Origin of the sequence: Dactylosporangium siamense (assembly GCF_016862795.1) — a bacterium.
Lineage (GTDB): Bacteria > Actinomycetota > Actinomycetes > Mycobacteriales > Micromonosporaceae > Dactylosporangium > Dactylosporangium siamense.
This window is the reverse complement of record NZ_BONQ01000004.1, coordinates 73,263-98,248: the sequence shown is the minus strand read 5'-3', so window position 1 is coordinate 98,248 and position 24,986 is coordinate 73,263. Positions and strand designations below refer to the sequence as shown.

Annotated in this window: 24 protein-coding genes; 18 read left to right on the top strand and 6 right to left on the bottom strand. The window is 73.7% G+C overall.

Annotation, left to right across the window (positions count from 1 at the left end; genetic code table 11):
- Positions 1-45 precede the first annotated feature (45 nt).
- Together Dsi01nite_RS01105 and Dsi01nite_RS01100 are read right to left on the bottom strand one after the other, a co-directional pair.
- Complete coding sequence (locus Dsi01nite_RS01105; RefSeq protein ID WP_203844062.1) at positions 46-738, bottom strand: STAS domain-containing protein; 693 nt, start codon at positions 736-738, stop codon at positions 46-48.
- Between the two features lie 64 nt (positions 739-802).
- On the bottom strand, positions 803-1,120 hold the full coding sequence (locus Dsi01nite_RS01100) for an STAS domain-containing protein (protein WP_203844061.1): 318 nt from the start codon (positions 1,118-1,120) through the stop codon (positions 803-805).
- 89 nt (positions 1,121-1,209) lie between these two features.
- On the opposite strand from Dsi01nite_RS01100, the gene Dsi01nite_RS01095 reads away from it, so the two are divergent.
- From Dsi01nite_RS01095 to Dsi01nite_RS01085, 3 genes are read left to right on the top strand one after another with little or no spacing between them, the layout of a single operon-like run.
- Complete coding sequence (locus Dsi01nite_RS01095) at positions 1,210-1,884, top strand: response regulator transcription factor (RefSeq protein ID WP_203844060.1); 675 nt, start codon at positions 1,210-1,212, stop codon at positions 1,882-1,884.
- Positions 1,881-3,236: a HAMP domain-containing sensor histidine kinase gene (locus Dsi01nite_RS01090; protein WP_203844059.1), complete on the top strand. Its 1,356-nt coding sequence runs from the start codon at positions 1,881-1,883 to the stop codon at positions 3,234-3,236. The genes Dsi01nite_RS01095 and Dsi01nite_RS01090 overlap by 4 nt, the downstream gene beginning before the upstream one ends.
- Positions 3,233-3,784, top strand: coding sequence for a GerMN domain-containing protein (locus Dsi01nite_RS01085; protein ID WP_203844058.1), 552 nt, complete (start codon positions 3,233-3,235; stop codon positions 3,782-3,784). The genes Dsi01nite_RS01090 and Dsi01nite_RS01085 overlap by 4 nt, the downstream gene beginning before the upstream one ends.
- Here the strand turns inward: Dsi01nite_RS01085 and Dsi01nite_RS01080 are convergent.
- Positions 3,771-4,217: a response regulator gene (locus Dsi01nite_RS01080; protein WP_203844057.1), complete on the bottom strand. Its 447-nt coding sequence runs from the start codon at positions 4,215-4,217 to the stop codon at positions 3,771-3,773. The two genes, Dsi01nite_RS01085 and Dsi01nite_RS01080, sit on opposite strands and share 14 nt — an antisense overlap.
- Positions 4,218-4,308: 91 nt before the next feature.
- Between Dsi01nite_RS01080 and Dsi01nite_RS01075 the strand changes: the two genes are divergently transcribed.
- The 3 genes from Dsi01nite_RS01075 to Dsi01nite_RS01065 are packed head-to-tail and all read left to right on the top strand — an operon-like array spanning position 4,309 to position 5,698.
- Positions 4,309-4,815 (top strand): MarR family winged helix-turn-helix transcriptional regulator, encoded by a 507-nt coding sequence (locus Dsi01nite_RS01075; protein ID WP_203844056.1) that lies wholly within the window; start codon positions 4,309-4,311, stop codon positions 4,813-4,815.
- A complete protein-coding gene (locus tag Dsi01nite_RS01070) occupies positions 4,815-5,366 on the top strand; it encodes a GNAT family N-acetyltransferase (protein ID WP_203844055.1) in 552 nt (183 codons plus the stop codon). The genes Dsi01nite_RS01075 and Dsi01nite_RS01070 overlap by 1 nt, the downstream gene beginning before the upstream one ends.
- Positions 5,367-5,386: 20 nt before the next feature.
- Entirely contained in the window at positions 5,387-5,698 is a 312-nt protein-coding gene (locus Dsi01nite_RS01065) for a Dabb family protein (RefSeq protein WP_203844054.1), read from the top strand.
- A gap of 361 nt (positions 5,699-6,059) precedes the next feature.
- Here the strand turns inward: Dsi01nite_RS01065 and Dsi01nite_RS01060 are convergent, their stop codons facing one another.
- On the bottom strand, positions 6,060-7,190 hold the full coding sequence (locus Dsi01nite_RS01060) for an ARPP-2 domain-containing protein (protein ID WP_203844053.1): 1,131 nt from the start codon (positions 7,188-7,190) through the stop codon (positions 6,060-6,062).
- Complete coding sequence (locus Dsi01nite_RS01055) at positions 7,187-8,563, bottom strand: hypothetical protein (protein WP_203844052.1); 1,377 nt, start codon at positions 8,561-8,563, stop codon at positions 7,187-7,189. Before Dsi01nite_RS01055 ends, Dsi01nite_RS01060 begins: the two co-directional genes overlap by 4 nt.
- 199 nt (positions 8,564-8,762) lie before the next feature.
- On the opposite strand from Dsi01nite_RS01055, the gene Dsi01nite_RS58680 reads away from it, so the two are divergent.
- The 4 genes from Dsi01nite_RS58680 to Dsi01nite_RS01035 are packed head-to-tail and all read left to right on the top strand — an operon-like array spanning position 8,763 to position 12,679.
- The gene (locus tag Dsi01nite_RS58680; RefSeq protein ID WP_308441998.1) at positions 8,763-9,257 is read left to right on the top strand and encodes a PadR family transcriptional regulator; all 495 of its coding nucleotides are present in this window, start codon (positions 8,763-8,765) and stop codon (positions 9,255-9,257) included.
- On the top strand, positions 9,254-11,296 hold the full coding sequence (locus Dsi01nite_RS01045; RefSeq protein WP_203844051.1) for a hypothetical protein: 2,043 nt from the start codon (positions 9,254-9,256) through the stop codon (positions 11,294-11,296). Before Dsi01nite_RS58680 ends, Dsi01nite_RS01045 begins: the two co-directional genes overlap by 4 nt.
- Complete coding sequence (locus Dsi01nite_RS01040; RefSeq protein WP_203844050.1) at positions 11,284-12,054, top strand: D-Ala-D-Ala carboxypeptidase family metallohydrolase; 771 nt, start codon at positions 11,284-11,286, stop codon at positions 12,052-12,054. Before Dsi01nite_RS01045 ends, Dsi01nite_RS01040 begins: the two co-directional genes overlap by 13 nt.
- Before the next feature lie 10 nt (positions 12,055-12,064).
- The gene (locus Dsi01nite_RS01035) at positions 12,065-12,679 is read left to right on the top strand and encodes a TetR/AcrR family transcriptional regulator (RefSeq protein WP_203844049.1); all 615 of its coding nucleotides are present in this window, start codon (positions 12,065-12,067) and stop codon (positions 12,677-12,679) included.
- 1,004 nt (positions 12,680-13,683) lie between these two features.
- Here Dsi01nite_RS01035 and Dsi01nite_RS01030 read toward each other — a convergent pair.
- On the bottom strand, positions 13,684-14,826 hold the full coding sequence (locus tag Dsi01nite_RS01030; protein WP_203844048.1) for a DNA polymerase III subunit beta: 1,143 nt from the start codon (positions 14,824-14,826) through the stop codon (positions 13,684-13,686).
- Between the two features lie 76 nt (positions 14,827-14,902).
- On the opposite strand from Dsi01nite_RS01030, the gene Dsi01nite_RS01025 reads away from it, so the two are divergent.
- From Dsi01nite_RS01025 to Dsi01nite_RS00990, 8 genes are all read left to right on the top strand, one after another.
- Positions 14,903-15,331 carry a chemotaxis protein CheW gene (locus tag Dsi01nite_RS01025; RefSeq protein ID WP_203844047.1) on the top strand — a complete coding sequence of 143 codons (429 nt, stop codon included), beginning with the start codon at positions 14,903-14,905 and terminating at the stop codon, positions 15,329-15,331.
- Positions 15,321-16,694 (top strand): CheR family methyltransferase, encoded by a 1,374-nt coding sequence (locus Dsi01nite_RS01020; protein WP_203844046.1) that lies wholly within the window; start codon positions 15,321-15,323, stop codon positions 16,692-16,694. The genes Dsi01nite_RS01025 and Dsi01nite_RS01020 overlap by 11 nt, the downstream gene beginning before the upstream one ends.
- Entirely contained in the window at positions 16,691-17,314 is a 624-nt protein-coding gene (locus Dsi01nite_RS01015) for a chemotaxis protein CheW (protein ID WP_239135598.1), read from the top strand. Before Dsi01nite_RS01020 ends, Dsi01nite_RS01015 begins: the two co-directional genes overlap by 4 nt.
- The gene (locus Dsi01nite_RS01010) at positions 17,311-18,789 is read left to right on the top strand and encodes a methyl-accepting chemotaxis protein (RefSeq protein WP_203844045.1); all 1,479 of its coding nucleotides are present in this window, start codon (positions 17,311-17,313) and stop codon (positions 18,787-18,789) included. The genes Dsi01nite_RS01015 and Dsi01nite_RS01010 overlap by 4 nt, the downstream gene beginning before the upstream one ends.
- On the top strand, positions 18,786-20,873 hold the full coding sequence (locus Dsi01nite_RS01005; protein ID WP_239135597.1) for a hybrid sensor histidine kinase/response regulator: 2,088 nt from the start codon (positions 18,786-18,788) through the stop codon (positions 20,871-20,873). The genes Dsi01nite_RS01010 and Dsi01nite_RS01005 overlap by 4 nt, the downstream gene beginning before the upstream one ends.
- Complete coding sequence (gene cheB / locus Dsi01nite_RS01000) at positions 20,870-21,916, top strand: chemotaxis-specific protein-glutamate methyltransferase CheB (RefSeq protein ID WP_203844044.1); 1,047 nt, start codon at positions 20,870-20,872, stop codon at positions 21,914-21,916. The genes Dsi01nite_RS01005 and cheB overlap by 4 nt, the downstream gene beginning before the upstream one ends.
- Entirely contained in the window at positions 21,898-23,823 is a 1,926-nt protein-coding gene (locus Dsi01nite_RS00995; protein ID WP_203844043.1) for a response regulator, read from the top strand. The genes cheB and Dsi01nite_RS00995 overlap by 19 nt, the downstream gene beginning before the upstream one ends.
- Before the next feature lie 165 nt (positions 23,824-23,988).
- Positions 23,989-24,975: a magnesium transporter CorA family protein gene (locus Dsi01nite_RS00990; RefSeq protein ID WP_203844042.1), complete on the top strand. Its 987-nt coding sequence runs from the start codon at positions 23,989-23,991 to the stop codon at positions 24,973-24,975.
- The last annotated feature ends 11 nt before the right edge of the window (positions 24,976-24,986 follow it).

Below are 24,986 nucleotides of genomic sequence, written 5' to 3'. Positions count from 1 at the left end.
CGACAAAGGGGCACCCGGACGGGTGCCCCTTTGCTGCGGGATGCCTCAGGCGGGCGTGGTCTCGCCGCGCAGGTCGCGCTGGCGGGGCAGGTCCGCGTCGTCGCCGCGCAGCCAGCCGACGGCGGTGGCCCGGTCCGGCAGCACGACGAACAGGTGCAGCAGGCACAGGGTGTGCATCATCCGCCGGATGAACGGGGCGATCCCGACCAGGCAGGTGTGGCCGCCGGCCTGCGCGGCGCGGTGGCGGGCGGCGACGAGCAGCCCCAGCACCGACGAGTCGAGGGTGCCGACCCGGCTCAGGTCCAGGACCAGGTGGCCCGGGCGGTATCCCACGGGCGACAGCGCGGCCCGCAGCGCCGGACCGACCTCGATGTCCAGGTCGCCGCTGAGGGTCACCACCAGGGCCTCGTCGGCGACGACGCCGCTGACCCGCGGGTCGGTCGGCACCGCCGCGGCGGGGTCGTCGGCGGTCTCGGGCACCTCGGCCGCGGTCGACGGGGCGTCCCCGGCGAGCCAGCCGACCGGGTCGGCGTCGGCGGAGGCGAGCGGCACCCGTGAGCAGCGGCCGCAGCTGTGCGGGCCGGTGGCGAGGCGCGCGCCGGTCCAGCCGTGCCGGCGGAACAGGGCCCAGACGAGGTCCCAGTTGTGCATGGTCGCGCCGAGCCCGGTCACGCTCTGGCCGCAGGCGTCGCAGATCAAGGTGAAGTCGGTGCCGTCAGGTGTCGTCGCCGCGGTCACGGTCGCCGCTCCTCTCACTGAGCTGAGTCCGAACTGTTCACTCGGTCTTCGCCATCATGTCGTGTCAGTCGTCCTCCGGGACCATACGTAACACGTGATTTACGTGCGCGATTTGCAATGTTCGTCTCACCCGGGGTGAGGGGGCGCGCAACGTGAGTCTTCCTCCGGATGTCCAGACCTGCCGGTGGATGTCCAGCAGCATGCCGATCGCGGTGGCGTCGATGAACGGGCAGCCGGCCAGGTCGACGATCAACTGCTCGGGGTGCAGCGTCAGGGCGTCCTCGAGCAGGGCCCGCACCCGGGGCTCCGACCCGGCGTCCAGCTCCTCGGTGACCATGATCTCGACAAGGGGCGTGCCAGGGGCGTCGATGCCGGTTCGCATGGGACTGAGCCTCCGTCGCGCATGTGGCGGCCGTTCCGCGGAACTGTGACAGTTGTATGACAACCGATCCGACCTGGCATGATGCATGGGTGGCGGGTGTACTGGTCATCGAGGACGACGATCGGATCCGGCTGTCGCTGATGCTCGCGCTGGAGGACGAGGGCTACTCGGTGCGCGGCGTGTCCAGTGCCGAGGACGGCCTGCTCGCGCAGCGTGCGGAGCCCGCGGACACGGTGCTGGTCGACCTGATGCTGCCCGGCGTCGACGGGTTCGAATGCATCCGCCAGCTGCGCCGCGACGACGACGTGCCGATCGTGGTCGTCAGCGCCCGCGACGACACCCACGACATCGTCGCGGCACTGGAGGCCGGCGCCGACGACTACCTGGTCAAGCCGGTGGCGGTGAAGGAGCTGTCGGCGCGCCTGCGGGCGCTGCGCCGGCGGGGCCGCGCGGTGCTGTCGGCGGTGTCGACGCTCGTCTTCGGCGACCTGGAGATCCTGCCCGAGGCCGGCGAGGTGCGGGTGGCGGGCGCGCCGGTGGCGCTGACCCGCACCGAGTTCCGGCTGCTGTGCGAGCTCGCCGAGCACCCCGGCCTCGTGCTGACCCGCCAGCAGCTGCTGCAGCGGGTGTGGGAGTACGACGTCGGCGACGAGCGCCTCGTCGACGTCCACATCGGGCGGCTGCGGCAGAAGATCGAGGACGACTCGCGGGCGCCGCGGCGCCTGGTGACGGTCCGCGGCATGGGCTACAAGCTGGCCCGATGAGACGGGCCGGGCTCCGCACACGGGTCATCGCGGGTTTCGCCGCCGGTGCCCTGGCACTGTCGGCGTCGATGGCGTTCATCTCCTACGAGCTGACCCGCAGCTCGCTGCTCGCCGGCCGGGAACGGGCCACGATGCGGGCCACCGCGTATGACGCGCGGATCATCACCGCCAGCCTCGCCGGCGACCGGCCCGACGTGTTGGCCGTGCTCAAGACGCTGGACACCGGCGGCAACCGGCGCACGCTGGTGCGCCGCGACGGCGTCCTGTACACGCGCAACACCGACCCCGGCGCCGCCGACGCGGTGCCGGCCGCACTGCGTCGGCTCGTCGAACAGGGCGGCCAGGGCGCCCAATGGGTGCGCGTCGACGGCGTCCCGGCCCTGGTCATCGGGGTGTCCCTGTCACCGACGACGGCGCTGTACGAGATCGACTACCTGCGCGAGCTCGACCAGACGCTGCGGACCCTGGCGTGGGTGCTGGGGCTCGTCGCGGCCGCGGTGGCGGCGGCCGGAGCGGGCCTCGGCTGGTATGCGACCCGCTATGTGCTGCGGCCGCTGCGCTCGGTCGCCGACGCGGCGCAGGGCATCACCGACGGCGACCTGAGCGCCCGCCTGGACCCGGCGGCCGAGCCGGACCTGGCCCGGCTGACGGCGTCGTTCAACGGCATGGTCGACCAGCTGGCGCGCCGGCACGAGCGGGACCGCCGCTTCGCCGCCGACGTGAGCCACGAGCTGCGCTCCCCGCTGCAGACCCTGGCCGCGTCGGCGAGCGTCCTGCACCGGCGGCGGGAGCACCTGGACGAGCGGACCGCGCTCGCGGCCGGCCTCGTGGTGGAGGAGATCGAGCGGTTCCAGTCCCTCGTCGACGACCTGCTCGAGCTGGCCCGCAGCGACCAGCCGGCCCGCCGGGCCCCCGTCGACCCGCACGCCCTGGCCCGCCGGGTGACGGAGGGCCAGAGCCTCGACCCCGGCCTGGTGGAGCCGGCCGGCGACGACGCGTCGCGGTGGCTGGTCGACCGGCGGCGGCTCGAGCAGATCCTGGCCAACCTCCTCGACAACGCGATCCGGCACGGCGGCGGACCGGTCGCGGTCCGGTTGACCTGCGTGGCCGGCACCGGCCGGGTCGAGGTCGACGACGAGGGCCCGGGGGTGCGGCCGGCCGATCGAGCCGTGATCTTCGACCGGTTCGTGCGGGGGCGGTCGGCGGGAGCCCGCGGCGGCGGCGACGGCACCGGGCTGGGCCTGTCGCTGGTGGCGCAGCACGCCAAGGCGCACGGGGGCAGGGTCGTGGTCCTGGACCGCCCGGGCGGCGGCGCCCGCTTCCGGGTCGAGCTGCCCGGGGTCGTCCCGTGAGGCGCGGCGCGGTCCTCCTGCTGGTCGCGGGACTGCTGGCGCTGTCCGGCTGCGGGGTGCCGGACGAGGACGAGCCGCGGCCGCTCGAGCCGTCGCTGGTGATCGGCAGCCCGCCGCCGGTCGCCGGGAACTCCGCCGGCACCGCGGTCGAGCTGCTGTACCTGGTGCGCGACGAGCAGCTCGTGGCGGTGCAGCGGCGGGTCGGCTCGACCGACGTGGGTGCGCTGCTCGACGAGCTGGTGATCGGCCCGACGGACAAGGAGCGCAACGACCGGCTGTCCAGTGCGCTGACGGGGACGGATCTCATCGCCGGGGCCCGGCTCGTCAACGGCACCGCCGAGGTGTCGTTCCGGCCACAGGTGGGTGGGCGCACCGACGACATCCTGGCGATCGCGCAGATCGTGTGCACCCTGGACGCGCTCACCGACGTGGACACCGTCCGGTTCCTGCAGGACGGTCAGCTGCTCCAGGTGCCCCGGGCGGACGGCTCGCTCACGGAGCTGCCGTTGACGGCCGCCGACTACCGGACGCTGGTCACCGACCGATGAGCCGGTCGATCACCAGGTAGTAGCGGTCGATGCCGTGGATGAGCTTCGCGAGCTGGGCGAAGTCGACCGGCTTGCGGAAGAAGTGCTCGGAGGGGACGCCGAAGTCGCGCAGCATCTGCTCCTCGAGGGGCGAGCTGGTGAGGACCACGACGGTGAGGTCGGCGAGCCGGGGGTTGCCGAGGATCCGGTCGAGCACGACCCGGCCGTCGACGCCGGGGAGGTTGACGTCGAGCAGGACGATGTCGGGCGTCGGCGCGTCGGCGTGCGCACCGCGGTGCTCGAGGAAGTCGATCGCGTCCAGGCCGTTGCCGATCACGGTGACCTCGTTGCGGAGGCGGTGCTCGCGGAACTCGTCGAGGGTGAAGGCCACGTCCCCGCTGTCGTCCTCGACCAGGAGGATGCGGGCGAGCTCCAGCGGGCCGTCCTCGTTCATTTGCCTCCTTCAAGAAAGTTGTATTACTGCAATCTTCCTGGTACAGACTAGTGCACACCGGGAACGGTATCCACCGTGCAACGATGTCCGGATGACCACGCCGGGGGAGCACGAGGCGCTCGTGCGCGCGCTGTTGGCGGTCAGCCGGAGCATGGTCGCGGTCGCGGCGCGCAACCTGGCGGCGATGGAGGCCGACGTGACGCTGCCGCAGTACCGGGCGCTGGTGCTGCTGGCGACGGCCGGCCCGCAACGCAGCGCCGGACTGGCCAAGGAGCTCGACGTGGCACCGTCCACCCTGACCCGCATGTGCGACCGGTTGGAGCGCAAGCACCTGGTGCGGCGCTTCCACCGCGACAACGACCGCCGCTCGACCTGGCTGGCGCTGACCCCGGCCGGCCGGGACCTGGTCGGCGTGGTCATGCGCGAACGCGAGCGGGAGCTGTCGGCGATCGTGCACGAGGCGAAGGTCGACGCGTCGCAGGAATGCCTCGACCTGCTGGACCGCATCGTCGCGGCGTCCGGGGAGCTGCCCGACGCCGTGTGGTGGGAGCGCTGGGAGATCTCCGCGGACCCCGTCGACGGCGTGATGCTGCCCTGATGCTGCCCTCCGTCACACTGACCACCGACCGTTTCCTGTTGCGCCCGTTCGGACCCGGCGACGCGGTGGACGTGCACGCGGTCTGGCAGGACAGCCGGTTCATCGACTCGGCGCCGCTGGGCTACGCGTACGCCGGCGCCGACTACGAGACGGCGCTCGCGTGGTGCACCAGCGGCATCGAGGAACGCCGACGTTTGGGGAAAGGCATCGGCTTCGCGGTGGTGCCCCACGACGGCGGCCGCCTGGTCGGGCACGTGTCGCTGTTCGGCGCCGACTGGATCGCCATGTCGGCGGAGATGCACTACTGGACCGCGCCGTGGGCGCGCGGCCGTGGCGTCGCGGCGGAGGCGGCCGCGGCGGTGGCCCGGTGGGCGCTGACGGTGCAGGGTTTCGCCCGCATCGCCCTGCAGGCGGCGCCGGCCAACGCGGCCTCGCGGCACGTGGCTGTCCGGGCCGGCTTCCGGGCCGAGGGGGTGCTGCGCAACGTCGCGGTCTCCCGCTCCGGCCACCACGACCTGGTCATGTACAGCATGATCCCGGCGGACCTGTGACGGTGCTGTAGCGTGCCGACGTGTTCATCCACTCCGTGTACTTCACGCTGCGGCCCGACCTCACGCCGGCCGAGCATGACCAGTTCCTCGCCGGGGCCCGTTCCCTGCTGACCATCCGGTCCGTCGCCGGCGGCAGCCTGGGCCGGCCCGCGGACACCGACCGGCCGGTCATCGACCGTGGGTACTCCTACGGCCTGGTGCTCAGCTTCCCGGACCGGGCCGCCCACGACGACTACCAGAGCGACCCGGTGCACGACGCGTTCCGCGACGGGTGCGGCACCCTGTGGTCGCAGGTGCGTGTCTTCGACGTCGACACCGCGCTCTTGCGTTGACGCGGGGCCGGACGGTGACCGCGGTGGTGACGCACGAGGGTGCGTGCGCCGGGACCGTCGGGCCATTCCAGGTCGGCGACCCCTGGTGGGCCGAGGTCGAGCCGGTCGTGGCGCACCTGGAGGAGACGCTGGGTGCGCCGGTCGTCGTCCTGCGGCTGCTGACCGTCGACGGCGCCGACGGCGGGCGCGGCGGCCGGCGCCTGGATCGCGGCCTGGACCGCGGCGGCGCCCGGATCCCGTCCGGCCGAGGCGCTGCGCGTCGCCGCACCGCTCGCGTACGCCGTGCGCTACCAGGAGTTCCTCGACAACATCGAACCCAGCGAACGGATCTACCAGCTCGGCGACCCGGCCGCGCTGCTTTTCAGTCGCGGCGGCGGGCGGCGGCGCGGCAGGCGTCGAGGATGTCGGGGCGCAGCAGGTGCCCGAACCCGGCCCGGTCCAGCCGCAGCACCAGGCCCGGCCGGTCGGTGCCCAGCGCGGCGGCGGTCGCGTCCAGGTCCCAGCCGGTCGCGGCGAGCCGGGACAGCAGGTGCCCGCGGCGGACCTGGGCCGCGGACAGCCGGAACGTCTTGAGGTACGCGACGGTGCCCCGCTCGTCGGTGATGACCTCGCCGATGTGGTTGTCCAGCGCGGGGTCGAACGGCGGCAGGAACCGCGACAGCGTGAATCGGCCCATGCGGTGCACCGGCCGGCTCGTCCCGGCCACCACCGTGAACATGGTGTCGTCGTGGAACGCCGACCACTGCGCCGCGACCCGGTCCAGCTCGGCCTGCAGGTCGTCCACTGTGGACACCGCGGCCGCGTCGATCGGCTGGTGGAAGTCCGGCACCTCCGGGAAGAGCGACGCGTACTGGTACAGCAGCTCGCCGTAGAAGTCCCGCAGCAGCGTCGGGTGCAGGGCCCGGTAGTCGGCCGGGTGGGGCACGACGAACACCGCGGCGAGCGCGTCGGCGAGGTGCAGCACCACGCCGCACTGCGTGGGGTGGATCTCGAAGACCCGCAGGGCGTCGTCGAGGCCGGTGATCGAGGCGCCCGCGTAGGCCTCCTCGACGCGCGGCGACAGGCCCTGGGTGACGGCCCGGTGGGTCCACTCCTGCCAGGCGATCGGCGGGCCGCCGAACTGCAGGTCCAGGAAGCCCTCCAGGGCCAGGTGCAGCGGCAGGAACCGCAGGCGGTGGCGGTCCTCCCGGCGGGCCAGGCGGCGGCGGAACCGCAGCCCGATCGCCCGCGGCAGCCCCGGCTCCCGCGGGTCGATCAGCTGGGTGCCGTACGCCGCCGCCGGCGAGCCGTCCGGCGTCCACGTCGCGACGAACGCGTGCGGCACGTAGGCGATGTAGGACTCCTTCGCCGACAGCTCCACGATGGACAGCTCGTCCTCGTCGTGCAGCCGGGCGTGCAGCCGCAGGTCGGCGATCGGCTCGTCGCGCAGCAGCGGCACGAGCCGCACCGCGCCCCACGTCTGTGCGGGGCCGGCGCGCAGGCCGGTGATCATCGCAGGAACCCTTCCACCAGGTCGTCGAGGTGCGCGCGCAGCTGCGCGAAGGTCGCCGTGCCGGTGGAGAACCGGGCCAGCTCGACGAGGGTCGTGGCGTCCTCGGCGTCGCGGACCCCGACCGTCGCCACCGACGGTGCGAGACGCCGCACGTCGAAGGCGTCGCTGTCGTACACCGGGTTCAGGTGCACGATCGACGTGCGGCCCGTCGGGTCCAGCTTCTCCCGCCACACCCGAAGCACCTCCGCGGCCTGGCCGGGCGGGGCGTTGTCCCAGCCGTCGGAGACCACGACCAGCCGGTCCGGGCGCAGCCGCAGTCCGTCGAGGAGCCGCTGACCGAGCGGCGTCGCCCCGATCGGGTGCACCAGCAGCGGGTCGCCGGTGTGCGTGAGCCAGACCGTGTGGTGCCGCGTAGCGAGGGCCTCGAGCAGGTAGTGCATGGCGAGCGCGACCGCGAGGGGCCGGCGCCGCTTCACGCCGGAGCCGGACGCGGAGTAGCTGTCGTCGAGCACGCCGACGACGGTGCCCCAGGTGCCCGCCCGGCGGCCGGCGGCCCGGCGGGCGGCCGCGCGCAGCGCCCCGGTCAGCTCGTCGCGGCGGCGGGCGCGCTCCGGCCGGGGCAGCGACAGCGCGTAGACGGCGAGGCGGGTCAGCGGGATCCGGTGCGGGTCGCCCTCCAGCCGCAGCCGCTCGAGGGCGGTCAGTCGCGGGCCGCCGTTCTGGTTCAGCAGCCGGGCCCGGTTGATGCGGTGCTTGGCGGCGAAGCCCTCCGCGACCGTGTAGGGCAGGTCGAACACGGCGCGCTGGTCGTAGTGCGCCCGCCGCCACGTCTCGAGGATCGGCGTGGTGTAGCGCTTGGGCCGCCGCCAGTCGAACAGCATCGTGCCGACCTCGTCGGGCAGCCGCACGTGCGCGTGGCGGGCGGCGCCGGCCAGGTGGCGGCGATACTTGACGGCGTCGAAGGCGATGTCCGGCCGGCCCGCGACCCAGTCCCGCACGATCGCGCGGGTCCGCCGGTTGTTGATGCCCTCGGCCCGCAGGGTGCGCAGGATGCGGTAGACGCGCTGCGGCGGCAGGTCCCGCAGCTTCGCCGCGATCAGGGCGCCTTCCAGCTTCCGCCGCGGCAACGGTACGGCCGGCGCCGTGCGCAACAGGTTCAGCACGACGAGCCCGGCGTTGAAGTCGTTGACGTCCAGCGCGAGCGTCGCGGCGTAGAGCTCACGGTAGTTGACGAGCACGTATTCGTGCAGGAACGCCAGCGACAGCCGCTGCTCGGCGGCGCCGGTGTGGAACTCCCGCTGCCCGGTGGACGTGACCGCGGCGTTGACGAACATGACGACGTCCTCGCACGCGACCCGCTCTTGTAGGTCCACGGCGCTCCACCTCCTGATTGGGGGCCGGTCGGGGAATTCGACGCGCGAACTGCGAAGCATCGCTTCAGAGGCGGGTTCCGGAAGTCGCACGGACAGTCCCGCGACCGGCCGCAGTCAGGATAGTCCCGGCGCCGCCGCACCGCGCCTGCGTTTCCGGGGGCTATGTAGAAATGCGGCTGAGCTATGTAGAGTGCTGGGCGTGGTGGCAGAGCTGCGTATGACGGCGGCGGTGGCGACGGTGGTGTCGGCGTTCCTCGCCGACCCGGCCGCGGACCGGTACGGCCTGGACCTCATGCGGGTCACCGGGCACTCCAGCGGCACGCTCTATCCGATCCTGCTGCGCCTGCGGCGGGCCGGCTGGGTCGTCGCCCGCTGGGAGGACGCCGACCCCGCGGCCCCGGGCCGGCCGGCCCGGCGGTGCTACCGGCTGACGCCCGACGGGGTGGTGGTCGCGCGGACGGCCGTGGCCGAGCTCGCCGCGCGACTGGCGCGCGGTGTCGATCCGGCCGCCACGTTCGATTGGGCCTTCAGATTCGATCCGGCCGTCACGTCGGATCGGTCGTCCACGTCGGATCGGTCGTCCACGTCGGATCGGTCGTCCAGGTCGGATCGGGACTGCACGTGGGATCGGGCGTTCACGTGGGATCGGGACTTCACGTGGGATCGGGCCTTCACGTCGGGGAGTGCGGCGTGAGCGCCGTGGATCGGGTCGCGGAGGGGTTGCTGCGGCTGGCGGCGCGGCGGTGGCCGGCTGACGTGCGCGCCGAGCAGGCCCGGGAGTGGGCCGCGGAGCTGCACGAACTGCGCACCGAGCCGGGCCCCGGCGCCGGGCGGCGGGCGCTCGGCCAGCTGCGGTTCGCGCTCAGCCTCGCCGCCGCGTCGCCGGTCGAGGACGAGGACGGCGTGCCGCGCGGCTGGCGCGAGGGCCTGCCCGGGGCGGGCCGCGCGCTGCAGCCGATGGCGGTCCTGGTGGTCTTCGGGATTCTGATGGCCGGCCCCGGTGGGAGCATCCTGCGCACCGCCGGCGAATGGATCCTCGGCCTGTGCGGCGTGGAGGTCCGCCGGCCGGTCGGCACCGCGGTCACCGTGGCCACGTCACTGCCGCCGCTGCTGATCGGCACGCTCCTCGCCTGGTGGCTCGGCCGCCGCCGGCCCGTGCGGTGGGCCGGGCTCCGGCGGCTCGGCACCGCCGGCCCGGCCGCCGTCGCCCCCGTCGCCCTGGCGGTCTCGTTCGTCGTGCTGGTGGTCGGGGTGCAGAGCGCCCTCGCGCCGCCCGGCAACACGCTCGCCGTCAGCCTCTGCGTCGGCGCGACGGCCTGGACCCTGCTCGCCGCGGCGCTCGCGGTCGGCGTCGTGCGGCTGGCGCGGTGGCGGTGGCTCGCGGCGGCGCTGGCGCTGATCGGCACGCCCCTGGTCGTGGAGCTCGCGATCGCCGCCGCCGTGCTGCCCGGCATCCTCACCTCCGGTGCGGGCCCGTCGCGGGCGCTGGGCTGGGCGCCGTCGCTGGTGTCCGGTCAGCCCTTCACCGCCGACAGCGGGTCGTGGCAGCTGACCCCCGACGCCCTGGCGCTGTTCAACGCGACCAGCATGTTCCCGGCGTACCTGCTGCTGCTCACCGGGATCGCGGTCGGCTACGGACTCGGCGCCGCGCGACCGGGCCGCCGCCACCCGGAGCCGCTGCCCGCTGCGGACCACGCCACACTGCGGCTGCTGCCGGTGGCGGCCGTGGCCGGCGTCGTCGCACAGCTGGCGGGCGTGCTCACGTGGGCGTACACCCTCGCCGTCCTCACCCCGGAGCTGCCGCTGATCGGGCAGCGCGCCCCGATGCCCGGCGGCGACGGCGAGCTGTACATGTGGGGCGCCGAGCTGCGCTGGGCCGGCATCACCCTCGGGGCCCTCAGCCTGGTGCTCGCCGCGGCCGACCGGCGGGCCGCACCCCTCGCGGCGGCGATGCAGACCGTCGTCCTGCTGGTCGCCGACGGGATCCTCGCCCGCGCGGACGCCGCCGGTCCGGACGGGCTGCGCATCGCCCTGACCGTGGCGGCGGCCGCCGCGGCGCTGTCCTGGGGGATCGCCGGTCGCCGCGGCGGCGCGGACGCGCTGGCCGCCCGGCGCCGCCTCGGTTGGACGGCGGTCACCGCCGCCTGCTGCGGGCCGATCCTCTTCGCCCAGGGCACCCCGGCGGTCAACCATCCGTTCCTGCCGAGCGGCCTCGCCGGTGCGACGGCAACCCTCGCGGCGATGTTCGCGGTCGTGGCGGTGCAGGCCGCCGCCGCGGCCCGCCCGGTGGCGCTGACGCCGGTGCGGCTGGCCGTGCTCACCGTCGCTCCCGCGGTGCTGCTCGGCGCCGGCGGTGCCCTGACGGGCGCCGGGGTGTCCAACGACGTCACCGGCGGGGGCCTCCTGCTCAGCGCGCCGATGATGGTGCTGGCGGCCGGGATCCTGCGGGGCCGCCGCGCCCGCTCCGCGATCTGGATCACGCTGGTGCTGGCCAGCCCGGCGCTCAGCGCGCTGGTCGGCGCCGCGGCCCTGATCCTGTCGATGTTCGTGGCCAACCTGCTCTTCGCCGTGGCCGGCAGCAGCTGGGCGGCCGACGGGCTGTCCCTGCTCCCGGGCGCGGTGGTGCTGGCCCTGATCGCCGGCGTCGCGGCGGCCCGCACACTGATCCGCCCCGGGCCGGATCCATTGACTTCGCAGCATCCAGACACTTCTATGCATCTATGTCAAAACTGATTCGACTGTTCGCCGCCGCGCTGCTCGCGATCGGAGCCTCGGCCGGCACGGTCCTCGCCACCGCCGCACCGGCACACGCTGACGCCTGCTACACGTGGAGCGGCGTCCTGGCCCAGGGCTCCTCCGGGGAGGCGGTCCGGCAGCTGCAGATCCGGGTCGCCGGCTACCCCGGCACCGGCGGCGTCCTCGGACTCGACGGCCAGTACGGGCCCGCGACGAAGTCCGCGGTGGCCCGGTTCCAGGCGGCCTACGGCCTCACCGCCGACGGCGTCGCCGGCCCGGCCACGTTCGCCAAGCTCTACGCCCTGCAGGACGACGACTGCACCCCGGTCAACTTCAGTTACGCCGAACTCAACGACTGCAACAGCACCTGGAGCGGCGGCAACGTCTCCGCCGCGACCGCCAAGGCCAACGCCCTCGTCACGATGTGGAAGCTGCAGGCCCTCCGGCACGCCCTCGGCGACCAGCAGATCCGCGTCACCAGCGGCTTCCGCAGCGTCTCGTGCAACAACGCCGTCGGCGGCGCCTCGACCAGCCGCCACCTGTACGGCGACGCCGCCGACCTCGGCGCCGGCCCGCACTCGCTGTGCACCCTCGCCCAGGCCGCCCGCAACCACGGCTTCGCCGGCATCCTCGGCCCCGGCTACCCCGACCACAACGACCACACCCACGTCGACGGCCGCCCCAGCCGCTTCTGGTCCGCCCCCAACTGTGGCGTCGCCAGCCTCACCGGTGGCCTCGACCCCCTGGGCGACTAAGTTCTCCGGTGTGACCACTCGCCGGTACGAGCAGCGCCGGCGAGCGGTCACGGCCGAGGAGACCCGCCGGCGGATCCTCGACGCGATGTACGCCCAGCTGCCGGCCCTGCCCAGCGTCGACTCGGTGGCCCGCCGGGCCGGCGTCGCCCGCTCCACGATCTACCTGGTGTTCGGCTCGCGCGGCGGCCTCTTCGACGCCCTCGCCCAGGACGTCCTGGACCGCGGCGGCTTCGCCGACCTGCTCGCCGCGGTGCGCGCCACCGACCCCCGCGAGCACCTGCGCGGCGGCATCACCGCCACCGTCCGCATGTACGCCGCCCAACGCGACGCCCTCGCCGCCCTGCAGGTGCATGCCGCGAAGACCGACGGCGCGATGCAACGCGCCGGCGAGGCCCGCCTCGGCGGCCTGCGGCACCTCGCCGACAGGCTTCACACCGCCGGCCTGCTCCGGGTGCCGCACGCCACCGCCGTGGACATCCTCTGGCTGCTCACCGCGTTCGAGACGTTCGACACCCTGTACACCGGCCGCGGCCTACCCACGGAAACCGTCGCCGACCACTGCACCGCCGTCGCCGAAGCGACTCTGCTCGTCCCCCCGCCGCCACGTCCCGCCGAAAGTCCGTGACCACCAATCGCGTGCCGTCGGCCGTGGCCGCGACGCAACGCGCCGGGACGTTTCGGGTCGTGTCCGCTGCGTGATGCTCGCTCACGGCCGGATTGAGGTCGTCCCGTGACCGCGTCCGGACGATCGGTCCGCGACTTCGATCTGTGAAGGGTTTGTCGACTGGTGGAGGTGTTGGCTTGTAGGTATCGGTGGTGTGGCGTTTGACGGGGCCGCTGCTGGCTTCCAGTGGGCGAGGGTGGGTGATCGCCGTTTCGGCGGTCGTGGTTGCGGTTCGCGGGTGGTGGTCGTCGTCATGACCTTCACATATTCAGCTCCAGGCGCGGGGACTTTATGGCACCGCCCGGACGCTGGCGCGTCCGTGCAACAGGGTGGCGTGGTCCCGGTCCGTGCCGTCTTGCGGTGATCCCAAGCCGGGTCCGCACCCGCATGATCCAGTGCCGTCGAGGTCATCATTCGGTGGTGCCACACCGCCGTTGGCTCAAAAGCTTCGAACACACCGCCCAGATCGGGCGCATGCACGCCTCGCACCCCGATTTTCGATCTTGCGTGCTTGATCGAAGGCGTCGGGTGGTTGCCCGCACGGCCGCGGGGCTCCTTCGATCGACAGTAGATGCGGGAGATCGCCATTTCAGCGCTGGCACTGCTCGGTCTACACATCGACCCACGCAACTTCCCCGTGATCCGGTAGGGCTCGTGTACCCCTGGGTGCACAAGCTCTACCGGATCACGGGGAAGTGAGGGCGGACCTGGCTGGCATCACCGCACGACGGCACGGACCGGGACCAAAGCAACCCCTCCGCGCGGCCGGAGGCCGTGCGAACCACCGAGCCCCGAGGACCGACACCAGCGAGGCTCCAAGCGGATTACCCACCAGGACCTCAACCGGCAGCTCCCAACAGGTTCTTGGGGGATAACGCGACAACCGCGCGGCCCACCCGACCCGTGCAGCGGCGAGGCCGGACGACGAACACCACCCCAGCGGCCGGCGCCTGACGGCACCAGCGTCAGGTGTCGGTCGAGGGCGGGGTGCGCAGGGGGACGACGAGGTAGGTCAGCGTGGCGGTGGGGAGGTCGGCGGTGCAGGCGGTCGCCCGCATGCCCTCCTGGAACCGCAGCCGCACGGTGTGGTGCGCGAAGGCGCGCAGCGCGTCCAGGAGCAGGCGGCCCTGGAACGAGCGGATCGTGTGGCCGCCGTCGACGGTGGCCTTGACGGTCTGCTCGGACTCGCCGGTGAGCGGGTCGTCGGCGCGGACGAGCAGGGCGCCGTCGATCGCCTGGAGGGTGACGCGGCCGTGCGGGCCGCCATAGGCCGTGGCGCGGTCGACCGCGTGGGCGAGGGCGTCGGCGTCGGCCTCCACGGTGCACGCGGGGGTGACGTCGAGCAGGCGGGACAGCTGCGCGTCCGGGTAGCCGCCGCCGATGGTGGCGGTCGTGATGCTGCCGCCGTCCCAGGACAGGGCGAACAGGTCGTCGCCGGCATGGACGTGCACGGCCGGGACGCGGCTCAGCTGCTGGGCGGCGCGGGCCAGGACGGCGGCCGGCACGAGCGCCTCGATCCTGCCGTCACCGCCGGACGCCGGGTCGAACCCGGCGGCGGTCGCGCCCTGCCAGGGGATCGAGGCGGCGGCCAGGCGGAAGCGGTCCGTGGCGAACAGGGTCAGCGCCGTGTCGTGCGTGCGCAGGCGGACCCCGGTGAACATCGGCAGGGCGTGCTCGCGGGAGGCGGCGCCCGCGACCGGGACCGCCGCCGTGCGCAGGTCGTCGCCGGTGACCGTGCCGCGCGGCGGCGGCAGGTGCCCGGGCCGCGGTGCGGCGTCCGGGAGGCTGGGCAGGGCGAACCGGCCGCCGGGCACCCGGATCGCCAGGCGGCCGCCCTGGACGGTGAGGCGGGCGTCGGCCGCGTCCAGGGTGGTCAGGGTGTCCGCGACGGCGCGGCGGGGGACGACGACCTCGCCGGGGGTGTGGACCGTCGCCGGGGTGCGCAGGTGCACGACGACCTCGCCGTCGGTGGCGATGAGGTGCAGGCCCTCGTCGTCGGCGCGCAGCAGGGCACCGGCGTGCGAGGGCTGCAGGGACCGCGCCGTCAGCAGCCGGAGCAGGAGGGCGGCGGCGGTGGCGAGCCGGGCGACAGGTGCGGTCACGTCCATGCCAGGAACCTACCGGCGGGGTACGACAAAAAAGCAAAGCGGTAAATAACCGACGAATGCCACATATCATGATCACGTGGCGATCACAGCTGTCACGGAGGCGCCGCCGGGACTGTCGTTGGTCTTCGGCGTCGGAGACCTGTTGTGTGCGCTGGCGCTGCGCGACGTGGTGGAGACCATCCGGCCACTGCCGGTGCAGCCGCTCGCCGGCACCTCCGACTTCCTGCTCGGCGTCAGCGTGATCCGCGGCGTCGCGGTGCCGGTCATCGACACGGCCAGGCTGCTCGGCGCCCGGGTGGAGCGCCCCTGCCGGTTCGTCACGACCCGGACCGAGGCGTACGCCACCGGCCCCGTCATCGGCGTCCTGCCGGTCGAACCCGATCCGACCCGCCCGCCCCCGCCGGCGCTCGCCGCCGCCGCGAACCGCCTCGTCGTGGCGGTGGGCGTCCTGGACTCCCGCCCGTTGCTGTTCCTGAAGACAGGCCAGGTGCGAGATGGCGCGTGACGAGGACATCGTGCGCCTGCGCGAACTGCTGTCGACCCGCCTCGGCATGACGTTCGACGACAAGCGCGACCCCCAGCTCGCCGAGGTCCTGAAGGCGCGGGCCACCCAGCACGGCCTGACCGGCCGTGGCTACCTCGACCGCCTCGGCACCGCCTGGAACAACGAGCTCGCCGCGCTCGCCGAGGCGGTCACCATCAACGAGACGTACTTCTTCCGCAACATCGAACAGTTCAACGTGCTGGCTGAGGTGGTCCTGCCGGCGCGGGTCCGGGCCCGGTCCGGCGAGCGGCGGCTGCGGCTGCTGTCGGTCGGTTGCTCCACCGGCGAGGAGGCGTACACCCTCGCGATGGTCGCCGCGGAACGGATCGATCCGGCCTGGGACGTGTCGATCGTCGGGCTCGACGTCAACCGGGCCGCGCTGCGCGTCGCCGCCGCCGGCCGCTACTCCCGCTGGTCACTGCGGGAGACGCCGGCCGCCGCGCAGCACCGCTGGTTCCGCACCGTCGCCGACGGCGTCGAGATCGACGAGCGGCTCCGCGGACGGGTGCGGTTCCTGGAGTACAACGCCGCCAACGACGACCCGCTGCTGTTCGCCCCGGACACCTACGACGTGGTGTTCTGCCGGAACCTGCTGATGTATCTGACCCCGCCGACGGTCGCCGCCGCCGTCGCCCGGATCACCCGTGCCCTCGCTCCGGGCGGTTACCTGTTCCTCGGCCACACCGACTCGCTCGGCACCCGGCCGACGGCCCTGACCGTCCAGCACACGCACGGCACCTTCTATTACCAGAAGGCGGCCACGGTACCCCCAGCGAAGCCGACGCCCGAGCGCCAACCGCTGAAACGGCCGGAACGGTCAGTACGGCCGGAACGCAAGCGGGACCAGGTCCTGCACCTGGTCGAGCAGGAGCGCTTCGGTGACGCCCTCGCGGTCCTCGACGACATCGGCACGGCCGAGGCGGACCGTCCCGACGTGCTGCTGGTCCGCGGCGCGGTCCTCGCCCACCTCGGGCACACCGGCCGGGCGGCGGCCCTGTGCCGGAAGCTGCTGGACCGCGACGCGCTCAACCCGGACGCGCACCACCTCCTCGCCGAGTGCCTCGAGGGCGACGGCGACTCGGCCACCGCGCTGGAGCACCACCGGATGGCCGCGCACCTCGACGCCGGCTTCGCGATGCCGCGGCTGCGGCTGGGCCTGCTCGCCCGGCGCCGCGGCGACCGGCCGACCGCCGAACGCGAGCTCGACCGGGCCGTGACCCTGCTGCGGCACGAGAGCGACGAGCGGATCCTGCTGTTCGGCGGCGGCTTCGGTCGCGGCGCCCTGATCGCGCTGTGCCACGCCGAACTGGCCGCGACCCGATGAGCACGACCCAGCACGAGCGCGACCACCTCAAAAGCGACCTCGAAAGCGACCTCAGAAGCGACGACCTCAGAAGCGACGACCTCAAGAGCGGCGACATGCAGCAGCGCCTGGCGGAGCTGCGCGAGTCGTTCGACCGCTCGTTCGCCGACCCGCACCGCGAGGACGTGGCCGGCTTCGACGACCTCCTGGCGATCCGGGTCGGCGGCCACCGGTACGCCCTGCGCCTCACCCAGGCGGCCGGCCTCTTCCCGGACCGGCCGGTGACGCGGCTGCCCGGCCCGCTGCCGTCGCTGCTCGGCGTCGCCAGCTTCCGCGGCTCGATCGTGCCCGTCTACGACCTCGGTGCCGTGTTCGGCCACCCGGCCGCCGCCGAAGCGCGCTGGCTGGTCCTGGCCGCCGGCGAACCACCGGTCGCGCTCGCCTTCGAGGAGCTGGACGGGCACCTGCGGGTCCCGCGGGACCTGATCGTCGAGGAGTCGACCGGCCACGGCCCGCGGGGCTGCCTGCGCGGCATCGTCCCCCTCGACGGCGGCGCCCGACCGATCGTCGACGTGCCCGCCGTGCGCACCGCGATCCAGAGCCTGTCAGGAAAAAGCAGAACAGAAGACGGGGAACGATGAGGCGACAATGGACGTTCGGCCGCAAGCTCGCCGCGGGCTTCGCGGTCGTCGTGCTGCTGACCCTGCTCACCGGCGGCGTCACGGTCGGCGCGCTGGACACCGTGGTCTCCGGCAAGGACCACGTGATCGACATCGGCGTGCAGGGCCTCGTCGAGGCCCAGCAGCTGCGGGTCGCGGTCGAGGAGAAGAGCAGCGCCTCCCGCGGTTTCCTGCTGACCGGCGACGAGAAGTTCCGGGGCGAGATCACCGACGCGCGGGCCGCGTTCAGCCGTTCGATCCAGCTCCTGCGCGACGTCGCGGACTCCCAGCGGGAGCGTGACCTGCTCGACCTCGCCGTGCGGGCCGAGCAGGACCACGAGACCGCGCTCGAGACGGTGATGGTGCTGCGGCAGGACGGCACGGTCCCGGCGCAGCGGATCGCCGACGCGTTCGAGGCCGACGTGGTGCCGCAGCGCGAGGCTCTCAACGAGCACATCGACGCGCTCGCCGCGCTGCTGCGCGAGGACCTCATGAACCAGCGGGACGCCGCCTCGAGCACGGCGCAGCTGGCCACCGTGGCCGTGATCGTCATCGCGGTCGTCGCGATCGGGTGCGGCGTGCTGATCGCGATCCTGCTGACCCGGGCCCTCGGCCGGCAGGTCGCCGGCACGGTCGGGCACATCCAGAGCTCCTCGGCGCAGCTGGAGGCCGCCGCCAGCCAGCAGGCGACCGGTGCCCGCGAGCAGGCGACCGCGATGAGCGAGATCAACACGACGATCGAGGAGCTGCTCATCACGTCGCGGCAGATCGCGGAGGGCTCGCAGCGGGTGGCGAAGATCGCCGAGGAGACCGCGGTGGCCGCGCACTCCGGCGACGCGACCATCGAGCAGGCCCGCGAGTCGATCACCGCGATCCGCCGGCAGGTCGACCTGATCGTGCAGCACATGCTGGAGCTCGGCCAGCGGTCGCAGCAGATCGGCGGCGTCGTCGACCTGGTGTCGGAGCTCGCCGAGCAGACCAACATCCTGGCCATCAACGCCACCATCGAGGCGTCCGGCGCGGGGGAGTGGGGCCGCCGGTTCGCCGTCGTCGCCGACGAGATCCGCAAGCTCGCCGACCGGACCGCCGGCTCGGCGAAGGAGATCCGGACGCTCATCGACGACGTCCGCGGCGCGGTGAACACCACGGTCATGGCGACCGAGACCGGCGCGAAGGCCGTCGACGCCGGCACCCGGCAGTTCGGCGCGGTCACGGCGTCGTTCCAGCAGATCGCCGACCTGGTCGCCACGACGACCGAGTCGGCGCGGGAGATCGAGCTGTCCACCAAGCAGCAGACGACCGCGGTCGAGCAGGTCAACGTCGCGGTGACGGACACCGCCAGGGTCACTCAGGAGAGCGAGTCCAGCGCCGTGCAGACCAGACAGACCGCGACCCATCTCGCCGGGCTCTCCAACGAGCTGCTCAGGCTGGTCGCCGCAGGCACCGACCGGCATTGAGCGCGCCGGCGCCCGCGGTGGCCAAGGATCCGCTGCGGTACTTCCGCATCGAGGCCAGGGAACTGGTCGACCAGCTCAGCCAGGGCGTGCTGGACCTGACCCGCGACGACCGGGCCGGCGACGACCGCGAGCCGGTCGCACGGCTGCTGCGGCACGCGCACACCCTCAAGGGCGCCGCCCGGGTGGTGCGGCAGGGCGAGATCGCCGACGCCGCGCACCAGCTGGAGGAGCTGCTGGTGCCGCACCGCGACGGTGCCGGGCCGGTCCCGCCGGAGACGATCGGGACGCTGCTCACCCTGACCGACCGGATGTCGGAGCTGGCCACCGCGCTGGAGACCCCGCAACCGCCGGCGACCGCCGAAATCCAGGCCGAGAAGCAACCCGAACGAGAAGCGCCGCCGGTACGCAGCGACAGCGCCGACATCGACGAGCTGCTGGACGCCGTCGGCGAGGCACACGCCCGGTTCGCGCCGCTGCGGCGGCAGGTCGCGACCGTCGACCGGGCCCGCCGCGCGGCCGAGGCGATCATCGAGCAGCTGCGGATCCGCGGCGCGCAGCAGGACGGGGTCGACGGGCGCACCGGGGCCATGGCGACCCGGCTGGCCGCCGACCTCACCGCGCTGGGCCGGCAGCTCACCGAGACCGTCGAGCAGGTCGAGCGGGAGCTCGACGACATCCGCGGCCGGGCCGAACGGCTCCGCCTGGTGCCGGTCGCCACCGTGCTGACCACGCTGCACCGGGCCGCGTACGACGCCGCCGGCACCGAGGGCAAGAAGGTCGTCTTCGACAGCCGCGGCGGCGACCTGCGGCTGGACCCGCACGTGCTGAGCCTCGCGTCCGGCGCGCTGCTGCACGTGGTCCGCAACGCCGTGTCCCACGGGGTGGAGGCCGAAGCCGAACGCCTCGCGGCCGGCAAGCCGGGCGCCGGGCACGTCACCGTCGAGGTGCACCGCCGCGGCACGAACGCCGCGTTCCGCTGCCGCGACGACGGCCGCGGGTTCGACCTCGGCGCCGTGCGCGAGCAGGCCCAGGCCCGCGGGCTGGTCACGCCCGGCGCCGAGGCCGACGTCCGGGAGCTGATGCGGCTGCTCATGCACGGCGGGATCAGCACGGCCGGCGAGGTCACCGGCATCTCGGGCCGCGGCATCGGCCTCGACGCGGTCCGCGACGTCGCCGAGCAGCTCGGCGGCGAGGTCAACGTCAGCACCGACCCGGGCCTTGGCACCACCGTCGAGCTGGTCGTGCCGCTGTCGCTGGTGTCGCTGTCCGGGCTGGTCGTCGAGGCCGCCGGGACCCTCGCGTCGCTGCCTCTGGACGCGGTGCGCACCTGCGTCCTGCTCGGCGCCGTGGAGGTCGCCGCCGCCGGTGCCGCGGGCGCCCTCGCCCACGAGGGGCAGGTCATCCCGTTCCTGCCGCTGTCGAAGGTGCTGACCGCCCCGCAGGCCACGGCCGGCGGCGCGGTCGCGGTCATTCTCGCCGCCGGCGAGCGCACCGTCGCCGTCGGCGTCGACCGGCTGCTGGGCACCTCGGCGCTGGTCGTGCGGCCGCTGCCGGAGCTCGCCCCGGCCAGCGCGGTCGTCAACGGCCTGTCGATCGACGCGGAGGGCAACCCGCGCGTCGTGCTCGACCCGCACGGCCTCGCCGCCTCGGCCGCCGGCCGGATCGCGGCCACCGCCGCCCAGAAGAACGCGGACGAGGACACCGCCGACGAACAGGACCCGATCCTCGTCGTCGACGACTCGCTGACGACCCGCATGCTGGAGCGCAGCATCCTGGAGTCGGCCGGCTACCGGGTCGAGCTCGCCGCCTCCGCCGAGGAGGCCCTGGAGCGGGTCAAGCTGCGCCGGTACGCGTTGTTCCTGGTCGACATCGACATGCCCGGCATCGACGGGTTCACGTTCGTCGCCCTGACCCGCGAGGACCCGGTGCTGCGCGGGACCCCGGCGATCCTCGTCAGCTCGCGGGCGTCCGCGGAGGACCGGCGCCGCGGCGCGGAGGCCGGCGCGAGCGCCTACATGGTGAAGTCCGAGTTCAACCAGGAGGAGCTGCTCGGCCACATCCGCGACCTGGTGGGGGAGCCGTGATCAAGGTCCTGGTGGTCGAGGACTCCTCGACGGTGCGCGGCTGCCTGCGCGAGGCGCTCACCGAGCGGCACGGCTTCGACATCGTCGGCGAGGCCGTCGACGGGGCGCAGGCGGTGGAACTGTGCCGGCGGCTGCGGCCCGACGTCATCACCATGGACGTGGTGCTGCCGGTCATGAGCGGCCTCGCCGCCACGGAGCAGATCATGGCGAGCCAGCCGACGCCGATCCTCGTGGTGTGCTCCGCGTCCCGGCAGGAGCTGTTCACCACCTACGACGCGCTCGCCGCCGGCGCCGTCGACGTGCTGGAGAAGCCGCGCGGCGACGCGTCCGACGACACGTGGGGCGCCCGGCTGCGCACCGCGGTCAAGGTCGTGTCCCGGATCCGGGTGGTGACCCGGCACCGTCCCGCCGCCGGCGGCGCCACCACTGTCGCGGCGGGTGCCCGCGCCAACCGGATCGCCCGACGACTCGTCGCGGTCGGCGCCTCCACGGGCGGCCCGGGAGCCATCGTCACGTTGCTGCGGGGCGTGCCGCGCGGCTTCACGGTGCCGCTGCTGTACGTCCAGCACCTGTCGGCCAACGAGTCCTTCGCGCAGGCGTTCACCGGCTGGCTCGCCGAGCAGACCGGGCACGACGTGCGGTACGCCCGCGGCGGGGAGAGCCTGCAGTCGGTCGCCGGGAAGGTGATCATGGCGCCACCCGACCGGCACCTGACGGTGCGTGGCGGGCACCTGCACCTGAGCTCCGGCCCGCCGCGACACTCGTGCCGGCCGTCGGTCGACGTGCTGTTCGAGTCGATCGCCGCGGAGCTCGGCGCCGGCGCTACCGGCGTCCTGCTGACCGGCATGGGCCGCGACGGCGCGGAGGGTCTGCTCGCCATGCGCCGGGCCGGCGCGCACACCTACGCGCAGGAGCAGGGCAGCTGCGTGGTGTACGGCATGCCGAAGGAGGCCGTGGCGCTCAACGCGGCAGTGGAGATCCTGGCACCGGACCAGATCGCGGGCAGCCTGGCGGAGAAGGTCGGATGGCGAACACTGTCCTGATCGTCGACGACAGCCTGACCGTCCGGATGGACCTCCACGAGGCGTTCGAGGACGGCGGCTTCCGCACGGTGCTGTGCGCGTCCGGCGCCGACGCGCGGACGGCGTTCGAGGCCGAACAGTTCGACGTCGCCCTCTTCGACGTGCTGCTGCCCGACGCCGACGGGGTCGAGCTGCTGCGTGAACTGCGCGTCCACCCTCGCCACGCCGGGGTGGTGGCGCTGCTGCTGTCCAGCGAGGCCGAGGTCAGCGACCGCCTGCGCGGGCTGCGCCACGGTGCCGACGACTACGTGGGCAAGCCCTACGACGCGCAGGCGGTCGTGGCCCGCAGCCGGGAGCTGCTCCAGCGGGGCGGGGACGGGCCGGCCGAACGGTCGGTGCTGGTCATCGACGACAGCCTCACGTTCCGCGAGGAGCTGCGGCTGCTGCTCAGCACCGCCGGATACGAGGTGCAGACCGCCGCCAGCGGCGAGGAGGGCCTGCGCTCCGCCGCCGCCCGCCCACCGAGCGCCATCATCGTCGACGGGGTCCTGCCCGGCATCGACGGCGCCACCGTGATCCGGCGGGTGCGGCTCGACGCGACGCTGCGCAACGTGCCGTGCCTGCTGCTGACCGCCGCCGACGACTACGCGACCGAGCTGCAGATCCTCGACGCCGGCGCGGACGCCTTCGTGCGCAAGCAGGAGGACCTGGCGGTGGTCCTGGCGAAGCTCGCCGCGGTGCTGCGCAAGAGCACCGACACGCCGCTGCCGGCCGCCGGCCCGTTCCACGGCCAGGTCAAGGTGCTCCTCGTCGACGCGGACCGGGCGTTTCTGGACGAGGCCGCGGAGCTGCTGCGCGAGGAGGGCTACGAGCCGGTCGCCGCGCCCGACGCCGACGACGCCCTGGCGATGCTCGCCGTGCAGCCCGCCGGCTGTGTCGTGCTCGCCGTGGACGTGCCCGGCGTGGACGGCCTCGCGCTGTGCTCGCGGATCCGGTCGGTGCCGGGGCTGCGGGACATGCCGGTCATCGGCCTCGGCGCCGGCGACGCCCTGCTGGACTGCCTGGCCGCCGGCGCCGACGACTACGTGCGCCGCACCGACGGCACGAACACGCTGCGCGCCCACATCCGGGCCCACATCCGCCGGCAGCAGCTGCACGAGCAGAACCGGCGGATCCGCGACGAGCTGGTCCGCCGGGAGCTCGAGGCGGCCGAGGAACGGGCCGCCCGGCAGGTCGCCGAGACCCGGGCCGAGCTGGTCGAGGAGCTCGAGTGGCGCAACCGGGAGCTGGAGGCGTTCAGCGGCTCCGTCTCGCACGACCTGCGCTCGCCGTTGCAGACCATCCTGAGCTTCAGCGAGCTGTTGCTGGAGGAGCAGACCGGCCGGGAGCCCACGGACCTGGTGCTGCGCATCCACAAGGCGGCCGTGCGGATGAACGCGCTCATCGACGCGCTGCTGCAGCTCGCCGGCGCCAACCGGGGCCAGATCCAGCGTACCGAGGTGGACCTGTCGGCGCTCGCCGCGGACGTCGTGGAGGAGCTGCGCCAGCGCGACCCGGCCCGGCACGTCGACATCACCGTCGAGGCGGGCATGCGGGCCTCGTGCGACGGGGAGCTGGTCCGCGCGGTCCTGATCAACCTGGTCGGCAACGCGTGGAAGTTCACCGGCCGCACCCCGTCGCCCAGGATCGACATCGGCTGCGGCCCGACCGCGTTCTACATCCGCGACAACGGCGCCGGGTTCCCCGCCGACCGCGCCGACCAGCTCTTCCGGCCCTTCGGCCGGCTGCACGACAGCAGCGACTTCCCGGGCACCGGCATCGGCCTGACCACCGTGCAGCGCATCGTGGACCGCCACGGCGGCCGGGTCTGGGCACAGAGCGAGCCGGGTCACGGCGCGACGTTCTCCTTCACACTTCCGGATGCGTGAGAACCTTTCGGCGCGCTGCGGAGTATGGAATGCATGCAACCCGCCCGGGGTGCCGGCGCGGGAGACCTCGAAGGTCACCGGGGGTCGCCACCGACGCGGCCGGCACCGTCGTGGCCGGCGCGAAGGACCGGTGACGCCGCCGCCGGGGTGTGCGATCGTGGCCGCATGGACGTCCGGATCATCCGGTCAGGCGTGGTGAGCACGCACACCGTCGAGGAGCTGCCCGAGTTGTTGGGAGGGCTGTCCGACGGTGACGGCCTGCTGTGGGTCGACGTGCCCGTCTGCGACGCGGCGGCGGTCACGGTGCTGGGTGAGGTGTTCGGCTTCCACCCGCTCGCCCTGCGCGACGCCGCGCAGCGCAACCGGGTGCCGAAGATCCACCCCTACCAGGACCATGTGTTCGTGGTGCTGCACGCGCCCCACCTCGGTTCCCGCGGCCACGTCCACTACGTCGAGCTGGACCAGTTCATCGGAGCGTGGTTCCTGGTGACGGTGCACGGGCCGACCAACCCGGCCGTCCCGCCGGATATCCCGCTGCGGCAGACCCGCGACGTGCTGCGCCGCATCGAGGCCGGCAAGCTCGCCCCGGCCACGCCGTTCGAGCTGTCCTACGCGATCGTGTCCGGCATCAGCCGGCTGCAGGAGACGCTCGTCGAGGACATGACCGCCGACGTGTGGCGGCTCGAGCAGCGGGTCACCGCCGGGCACCTCGGCAACCCGGAACAGTTCCTGGAGGAGCTGTTCCAGGCCCGGCACGGCCTGCTCGCGGTGCGCACGATGGCCGCGCTCGGCGCCGAGATCTACGGGCGGATGGCCACCCTGTCCCGCCGGCCGCGCGACGAGCACCACATCGCCGACGTCGTCGACCAGTTCAGCCGGGTCCGGTCGGTCGCCGACGGCGAGCGGGAGTACCTGCAGGGCGTCATCGAGTTCTACCAGGCGCGGACCGAGACGAAGATGACCATCGCGGCGGAGCGGCTCGCGGTGATCGCCGCGGTCACCCTGCCGATCACCGCGCTGTCGTCGGTGCTCGGCATGAACCTCATCGTCAACGACCACACCCGCGGGCTGCACCTCGCCGCCACCCTGGTCATCATGGTCATCATGTCCGGCACCCTGCTGACCTGGGCGAAGCGGCAGGGCTGGTGGTGACGCTGGTCGGC

Bases quoted from the DNA above. Each gene is read 5' to 3' on its own strand.
- Dsi01nite_RS01100 (WP_203844061.1), bottom strand. From the start codon at position 1,120: ATGCGAACCGGCATCGACGCCCCTGGCACGCCCCTTGTCGAGATCATG.
- Dsi01nite_RS01090 (WP_203844059.1), top strand. From the start codon at position 1,881: ATGAGACGGGCCGGGCTCCGCACACGGGTCATCGCGGGTTTCGCCGCC.
- Dsi01nite_RS01080 (WP_203844057.1), bottom strand. From the start codon at position 4,217: ATGAACGAGGACGGCCCGCTGGAGCTCGCCCGCATCCTCCTGGTCGAG.
- Dsi01nite_RS01075 (WP_203844056.1), top strand. From the start codon at position 4,309: ATGACCACGCCGGGGGAGCACGAGGCGCTCGTGCGCGCGCTGTTGGCG.
- Dsi01nite_RS01070 (WP_203844055.1), top strand. From the start codon at position 4,815: ATGCTGCCCTCCGTCACACTGACCACCGACCGTTTCCTGTTGCGCCCG.
- Dsi01nite_RS01060 (WP_203844053.1), bottom strand. From the start codon at position 7,190: ATGATCACCGGCCTGCGCGCCGGCCCCGCACAGACGTGGGGCGCGGTG.
- Dsi01nite_RS01040 (WP_203844050.1), top strand. From the start codon at position 11,284: ATGTCAAAACTGATTCGACTGTTCGCCGCCGCGCTGCTCGCGATCGGA.
- Dsi01nite_RS01030 (WP_203844048.1), bottom strand. From the start codon at position 14,826: ATGGACGTGACCGCACCTGTCGCCCGGCTCGCCACCGCCGCCGCCCTC.
- Dsi01nite_RS01020 (WP_203844046.1), top strand. From the start codon at position 15,321: ATGGCGCGTGACGAGGACATCGTGCGCCTGCGCGAACTGCTGTCGACC.
- Dsi01nite_RS01015 (WP_239135598.1), top strand. From the start codon at position 16,691: ATGAGCACGACCCAGCACGAGCGCGACCACCTCAAAAGCGACCTCGAA.
- Dsi01nite_RS01010 (WP_203844045.1), top strand. From the start codon at position 17,311: ATGAGGCGACAATGGACGTTCGGCCGCAAGCTCGCCGCGGGCTTCGCG.
- Dsi01nite_RS00995 (WP_203844043.1), top strand. From the start codon at position 21,898: ATGGCGAACACTGTCCTGATCGTCGACGACAGCCTGACCGTCCGGATG.
- Dsi01nite_RS00990 (WP_203844042.1), top strand. From the start codon at position 23,989: ATGGACGTCCGGATCATCCGGTCAGGCGTGGTGAGCACGCACACCGTC.